Raw genomic sequence first — 7,157 nt, 5'->3', positions numbered from 1 at the left:
GCTCCATTCCCACAATTACATCAGTTTTATTTTCTTTCTCACTTATTTTCTTAATCCAGTGTAGAAATTTTTTAAAACCTTCTTCTGTGTTTAGAAAGAATATTGCCTTATCATATTCGATACCTCGATAATTAAATGCTCTTGCTGCGTGTTTGTTTTTTGCTATGTCTACTCCCACTACTAATGTTGAATTTTTTACTTGCTTTATCTTGTCATTTTGAGTATAATACATATTAGATACCTCCTTGGTTTTTTTAGAGATCAGACTCGACCTCTGATACTCCGTATTATACCAAGGGGGTATTTTTTTGTCGACCCTGATATTTATTCATTACAGGAATGCTCCTTAATATACTTAACAACACATAATATTTAGTTAAAAATTAATATTATAGTAGTAACAATTAATGCAAACTTAGAATTGTAACGGTGCATTATGAATTATAATTATTCAGTGTACCCCTCTTGACAATACATTTCAGTTTTTATATAATAATCAATGGGTACAATAGTACTTATTAGACGATTGCACCCATACAATTATTATATCTTAAATTAAAATTAATGTAAAGGAGATGCTTAATATGAATGAAAGATATGAACTAAATAAGAATTTAGCCCAGATGTTAAAAGGCGGAGTCATTATGGATGTGACAAATCCTAAAGAAGCAAAGATTGCTGAGGAAGCGGGAGCCGTTGCTGTGATGGCTTTAGAAAGAGTTCCAGCAGATATACGTAAGCAAGGTGGTGTATCTCGCGCTTCAGACCCAGCAATGATTAAAGGAATTATTGAAGCTGTCTCTATTCCTGTGATGGCTAAAGCACGAATCGGTCATTTTGTTGAAGCTCAAGTCTTAGAAGCTCTAGGTGTTGATTACATAGATGAAAGCGAAGTTCTAACTCCTGCTGATGAGGATAACCATATTGATAAGACTAAATTTGAGGTTCCTTTTGTCTGCGGAGCTACTAGCCTAGCAGAAGCTTTACGCCGTATTGGTGAAGGAGCCAGTATGATCAGAACTAAAGGAGAAGCTGGTACCGGTAATGTCGTTGAAGCAGTCCGCCATATGCGAACTATAAATGCAGAAATGAGACAGTTAACTACTCTAGATAGTGAAGAATTAATGGCTGCTGCTAAAGAACATAGAGCACCTTTTGAATTAATCAAGTATGTAGCAGAAAACGGAAGATTGCCTGTAGTTAACTTTGCAGCCGGTGGAGTTGCTACTCCTGCTGATGCAGCTCTTATGATGCAGTTAGGCTGTGATGGTGTCTTTGTTGGTTCAGGAATCTTTAAATCTGGTAGTCCTGCTAAACGAGCTGATGCAATTGTTAAAGCTACTGCTCACTATGATGACCCACAAATCATTACTGAAGTATCCGAAAATATCGGCGAGGCAATGGTCGGAATTAATATCAGCACTTTACCTGATAATGAAAAATTAGCTGATCGCGGCTGGTAATCTCTACAAAGGTGGTTTAGACATGATTAAAATTGGAGTTTTATCGTTACAAGGAGGAGTTGAGGAACATTTGGATTTATTAAACCAAATTCCAAAAATCACTCCTCTACCAGTTAAGAAAAAAGAAGAGTTTGCAGATTTAGATGGTTTAATCTTACCTGGTGGCGAAAGTACAACTCTTAATAAGTTACTTAATATCTTTAAAATTAAAGAACCTATTATTGAATTAGCCAAGCAAGGACTTCCAATTTGGGGGACTTGTGCCGGTATGATTCTGATGGCAAAGGAGATTAAGGGACAAGATAATAGCCATCTTAATTTAATGGATATTACCGTTAAACGCAATGGTTATGGTAACCAATTAGCCAGCTTTAAGACCGAAGCAGTAATCCCTAAAATTGCTAAACAAAAAATACCTTTAGTCTTTATTCGAGCTCCTTATATTAGTGAAGTAAGGGCTAATGTTGAAGTATTATTGAAATTAGATGATAAAATTGTAGCTGCAGAACAGAATAATCTCTTAGTTACTTCCTTTCATCCTGAATTAGACCAAGATTTAACAATGCATCGATATTTTGTAGAGAAAGTAAGGCAGAATATTGATTAAAATTTCAATAACAAAACCCCTAGGTAGATTCTTTAAACTTCATCTACTTTAGGGGTTTTTAATCTTTCTAAAAAATTCAAATTGCTCTCAAAAAAGGTTGCCTGAAAATATTCCAGACAACCTTCTGTAACAACTTCTTATAATTTGCTAATATACTCTCTAAGTGTCTTCTTAATCTTCTTTTCTAAAGCATCTACTTTAGCTCGGTCTTCTTGCTTTACAGCACCTACATATGAACGTAGATTAGTTAATAGTTCTTCTCCAGCTTCAACGCCTAGTCTTGCTTCCACGTCTTCTGCAAAGACATTATAGTATACTAGAGCTTCCCATGCTTCAACTAGCGCTTTATCAGTACCCCAGTTCTCTTTAACTTCTTCTAAGTAACCTAGAGGCTTACCAACAAAACCTCGACTTATTTCTTCTAAGATAACATCATAATCAAATTCACTAATATCTCCACTTAACATATCTCCTACTATAATATGACCTATCTTATTGTTAGGCTTAACTTTCCCTTTAATAGTCTGATAATAAACTAATCCTTCCATCTGCTTAACTTTAGCTTTTGCAGGATTTTCAGCTATATATTCTTCAACCTCTTCTGCTTCATGTAAAACCGAAGCATAGAATACTTTAATGATCGTCTTACCTATAATCTGATCTGCTATCTTTAGATCAATTAATTTATCATTTTCAATTGCTCTTCGAGCACTCTTTAGCCCGGATAAAATACCTTCATGTAAATCTTCAGAACGCTTCTTAGCTGTTCCTGCAATTGCTTCATAATAAACAACAGCTTCGTCTAACTTATGATGAGCTTCTTCTTTATTAGCAAACTCTTTAATGGCTTCGTCTAACTCATGCTTTACTGATAAGTAAAAAGCTCTCTTCAAGGTCTTATCAACAATCTGTGCGGCTAAAGCAGGGTCTTGACCATTTTCTACCCCATAAAAGGCAGCTTGAATATACTGATCCATAGTTGTACCAAACTCTTCGTCTCTAGCCTGTACTGTGCCTTGTAAGACATCAGTATAGATATTTTCAATCTTATCAAAGTCAATCTCTTCTTTATGTCTTAGTCGATTAATCTCTTTATAAGCATCTATTCTTGCTTGCTGTTTTGACACATCAGTCTTAAGTGGTAGATAAGCAGCAAAAACACTGCTAGTTCCTAGAACTATCACTGAAAATAATACCAAAACCGTTATTAATTTACTTAAATTCTTATTCATTTTCTAGACCTCCTATTTAATAATAACATCTTCTAATACATTAATAACTGTATTCTTATGTTCTTTATATTCTTCTACTTTAGGTGGTTGTGCTCCAAATCCAAACGCTCCTGGATTCCCTAAAGAACTTAATGCTCTTGTTAATGCTTTCTCAGCTCTTTCATTAGCCTCCTGAGAATCAGCTTTAACAACTATTTCTAACGCTTCATAAAAGGCTTTAGCCTTCTTGATTAAGGTTTTAGCTGTCTTATATTCATTAATCTCTTTTTCAGCAGATTCTAATCTTCTTTCAATATTACCTGCTAAAGCTAATTGAAAATTATAAATAACAGCCTCTTTATCTTTTCTTGCAATAGCTTCTTCAATTTCAGTTGCATAATCAGCCAAAAACTGACTTTGATTATTAATCTCATTTAGTTCTTTAGTTAAATACTCTAATTTATCCTTTACCTCTCCAACTTTTTCAGCTACTTTATCCCAATTCTGTGGAGACTTATTTAGATTAAATACTACATCTTTATAAGCCTCAGCCATTGGTTCTTTCACACTAGATCCATAAGAATAGGCAAAGCTAACCCCTGAGAATGCTACCACCAAAGCCAGTACCATCACAAAGCTACTTAATACTTTCTTATTTTTTAACATCTTATCAGCTCCTTTATTTAGTCACTAATATTTAAATAGTTAAAAATTAATCCTAACATACTCGTACACTCGTTGATAACCCCTCCTTTCTAATAATCTTAATATTTTCTTCAGGACTATTAGTCATCTCTTCCCAAATAGCTGGAAGAACTTGCGTCATATATTCTCTAAATTTAATAAAAGAGTCTCCTGTTTCTCTTACAGAATAATTGATTGGAACTTGTCCTAATCTATATCCTTGTCTCAAAATATTCAATGTAATCACCTGGGCATAATTATAATCATGAATGATACGAAAATCTCTCATAACTTCTCGGCTAAAAGCTCTCATTCCAGTCTGACCATCAGTAATCCATCTGCCTAACAAAATAGATTGTAATAAAGTAAATACATAATTGCCTAGCCTTCTCATTACTGTCATCCCTCTAACCTTTTTCATAAACCTAGAGCCAAGAACATAATCGGCTTTATCTTTTAAAATAGGATTAATTAAATTATCAATTTCATCAGCAGGATACTCATTATCAGAATCAATCATGACTCCGATATCTGCTCCTTGTTCATAAGCCCATTCTAATCCCTGGCGGATTGTAGCTCCTAAGCCCCAGTTGTCAGCATGAGAAATAATGTAGTCAGCTCCATGTTCTTTTGCTACCTCTATAGTTCTATCAGTTGACCCATCATCGATAACTAATACTTCAAATTTGACTCCTTCAACCTGGTTTCGTGGAACCTTTGCTATTACCTTCCCAATAGCCTCTTCTTCATTTAATGCCGGGATAATTATCATTACTTTTTTCATCTTTATCCTCCTTGCAACCAATTAATAATTAAGGATCTTGTATAATTAACAATTCTTCACTATTCTTTAAATGCTTCAATCAGAACTGGTCCTCGCGAAGCATTTGGATAATTTACTCCTAATAAATAGCTAATCGTTGGAGCAACTGATACAATACTATGTCTATCAGTAACTTTGTAACCTTGCTTAACTTGTGGCCCCTGAATAATAAGAGGTACATACCTTTCGCCCTCATCTAAATGACCATGTGCACCAATACCCCGACTTTGCCCATGATCAGCAGCAATAATTAGGGTAGTGTCATCCATATAGCCTTCTGCTGTTAACCATTTTACAAAACCTTCAATATGTCTGTCAGCTTCTTCAATCTTTTCGAGATATTCAGAGTAATGAGGACCACGGCTATGACCTGTCTGATCAACACTAATTAGCTGTGTAATTAATAATTCAGGATCTTCTTGCTTCATAATCTTTTTAGCCCGCCTAATTATATTAGCATCTGCCTCATCATTATCCATTACTGCTGTTATTGCTTCTACATCTTCCTCACCAAAAGCATCAATTAAATGAGCAATTCCTAATAACTTACCTTTCTTATCTTTTTCTCTTAACTTATCAAAGATGCTCTCAGTCTTAATTCCTAAATCTAAGACTAGATTACTTTTGATCCCATGCTCCCAAGGATAAGTTCCAGTAAATAACGAAGAAAAGCAGGTTACTGTTCTAGCAGGATAAATCGTCTCCATCTGAGTATACTCGGTTCCTTTTTTTAGTAGTTGATCAATAAAAGGAGTGTCAGCTTCAGCTAATTTATCCTTACGACAGCCATCAATGATAATCATAATAACTCGGTCAGTAATCTTCTCCTTAACTTCGACATTATTAGTTAATTCTTGATACTGCTCTGGCTTCCAATTGAACAAACTCTTATGTACTATGACTGCTAATAAGATTGTCCCAATAAAAAAGAAACTATAATTATTCAATAGTTCTGACGCTTGTATCTCTCCTGTTAAGTTCAAATATAGATAGTTTAAACTTAATAATGTAACTATAGTCTTAGGCACTTGTTCTTGAAAGTTCCCACTAGTAGAGTCACTATGTTCTAAAACTAATTTCCAAAAGCGAGTAAAGTTAGTTAAAGTAGTACCAATTCTTAAGTGATAATAGATTGTACCCCAAAAAATAACTGTAAAGAATAAATAAATTCCCAAATCAAATAAGACCAAATTCCAATTCCAATAGTTTAAAGTAGTTATAAAGATTAAAACTGGTAACCATAAAAAACTACGTAAGTGAAGCGGAAAGTCATAACGAATATAAGTAATCAATAATGGCAAATTCAAAATTACAGAAAATAACGCAGCCTTCCAAAATCCTATGCTCCCCCAAGCCTTTACATGATACATTAAGAATATAGCGATTGAAAAGATAGTATAAAATGATTTCCCTTCATTTAATAGATTCCAACATCTAGCTGCCCAAACTTCAAATTGTGATGCTTCTTTCATCATATCTCCTTCCTAACCTATGACCTTTTCTTTAAATCTGACTATATCTACTAATTTAACTGATTCACGCAAGGTAAAGATTCCGCCAATCAAATAAGAATAGATAAACTTTAGACTATGAGTTAAAACAGCAATAGATAAAGCTAATTCCAAATCTACTCCATATAATCCTAAAATAAAAGCCATACTAGCTTCATAAGTTCCGACGCCTCCAGGAGTAATATGGAATACTTGGGTCATAATTGTAAAACTATTAACAACTACTAAAGGAATTAAACCTAAATCCAAACCTAAAGCACTAACCACTACCATAATAGCACTTACCTCTAAAATCCAACTAGGAATTGTAATTAATACTGCCTTAACTAGTTGTTTAAAGCTTATCTCCTTAAATGCTTGTTGCAACTGCAATAAATAATCGAATAACTTATTTTGAATTTTAGAAATTAAACTCCAACGACTAAATATAAGTATTCCTATTAAAATAATCGTGATTAAGATCAAAGGAAGTAGTAGTAATTTCCAATCAAAACTGATATAACTAATTGATAATAGACTAAATATCATTACATTAATTATTAGTGAAATTATATCTATAACTCTGCTATATACTACTGTAGAGGTCGCTTTTGCAACCGAGTAATCCCTTCTGTGTAAAAGATATATTTTTGCCACTTCACCCATTTTAGCAGGAAATATATGGTTAAACAGTAAGGAGACCATTTGTAAAGAAAATAAATCCTTTGTCTCCATATTTCTTTTTTTAAATAACTCTAACCAAGCTATTGATCTTAACCAGAATGCTAAAGAATACCCTAAACCAAAGATTAATAATAATTTAGGATTAAATAATAATTTACCTGCTTTAAGTATCTCATCTAAATTCAATTATCTCAC

7 protein-coding genes and 1 pseudogene are annotated in these 7,157 nt (G+C 33.6%); 2 read left to right on the top strand and 6 right to left on the bottom strand.

Going from position 1 to position 7,157, the window contains the following annotated elements:
* Positions 1-232, bottom strand: a pseudogene (locus BM077_RS11805) (IS110 family transposase); the annotation flags it as partial.
* Positions 233-584: 352 nt separating this feature from the next.
* Between BM077_RS11805 and pdxS the strand changes: the two are divergent.
* Positions 585-1,463, top strand: a complete 879-nt coding sequence (gene pdxS, locus BM077_RS11800; RefSeq protein ID WP_089750525.1) for a pyridoxal 5'-phosphate synthase lyase subunit PdxS — start codon at positions 585-587, stop codon at positions 1,461-1,463.
* A gap of 22 nt (positions 1,464-1,485) precedes the next feature.
* Positions 1,486-2,070 carry a pyridoxal 5'-phosphate synthase glutaminase subunit PdxT gene (gene pdxT, locus BM077_RS11795; RefSeq protein ID WP_089750527.1) on the top strand — a complete coding sequence of 195 codons (585 nt, stop codon included), beginning with the start codon at positions 1,486-1,488 and terminating at the stop codon, positions 2,068-2,070.
* Positions 2,071-2,207: 137 nt separating this feature from the next.
* On the opposite strand, the gene BM077_RS11790 is transcribed toward pdxT, so the two are convergent.
* Genes BM077_RS11790 through BM077_RS11770 form a run of 5 tightly spaced genes read right to left on the bottom strand, consistent with a single transcriptional unit; the run spans position 2,208 to position 7,148 of the window.
* Positions 2,208-3,302: a hypothetical protein gene (locus tag BM077_RS11790; RefSeq protein ID WP_089750529.1), complete on the bottom strand. Its 1,095-nt coding sequence runs from the start codon at positions 3,300-3,302 to the stop codon at positions 2,208-2,210.
* A gap of 12 nt (positions 3,303-3,314) precedes the next feature.
* Positions 3,315-3,947, bottom strand: a complete 633-nt coding sequence (locus tag BM077_RS11785) for a hypothetical protein (RefSeq protein ID WP_089750531.1) — start codon at positions 3,945-3,947, stop codon at positions 3,315-3,317.
* A 52-nt stretch (positions 3,948-3,999) separates the two neighbouring features.
* Positions 4,000-4,755, bottom strand: a complete 756-nt coding sequence (locus tag BM077_RS11780; protein WP_089750600.1) for a glycosyltransferase family 2 protein — start codon at positions 4,753-4,755, stop codon at positions 4,000-4,002.
* A 53-nt stretch (positions 4,756-4,808) separates the two neighbouring features.
* Positions 4,809-6,260, bottom strand: a complete 1,452-nt coding sequence (locus BM077_RS11775; protein WP_089750533.1) for an alkaline phosphatase family protein — start codon at positions 6,258-6,260, stop codon at positions 4,809-4,811.
* 12 nt (positions 6,261-6,272) lie between these two features.
* The gene (locus BM077_RS11770) at positions 6,273-7,148 is read right to left on the bottom strand and encodes a lysylphosphatidylglycerol synthase transmembrane domain-containing protein (protein ID WP_089750535.1); all 876 of its coding nucleotides are present in this window, start codon (positions 7,146-7,148) and stop codon (positions 6,273-6,275) included.
* Positions 7,149-7,157: the final 9 nt, after the last annotated feature.

The organism is Candidatus Frackibacter sp. WG13 (assembly GCF_900114655.1).
GTDB lineage: Bacteria > Bacillota > Halanaerobiia > Halobacteroidales > Acetohalobiaceae > Frackibacter.
The sequence above is the reverse complement of the archived record's forward strand: the minus strand, read 5'-3'. Positions and strand labels throughout refer to the sequence as shown.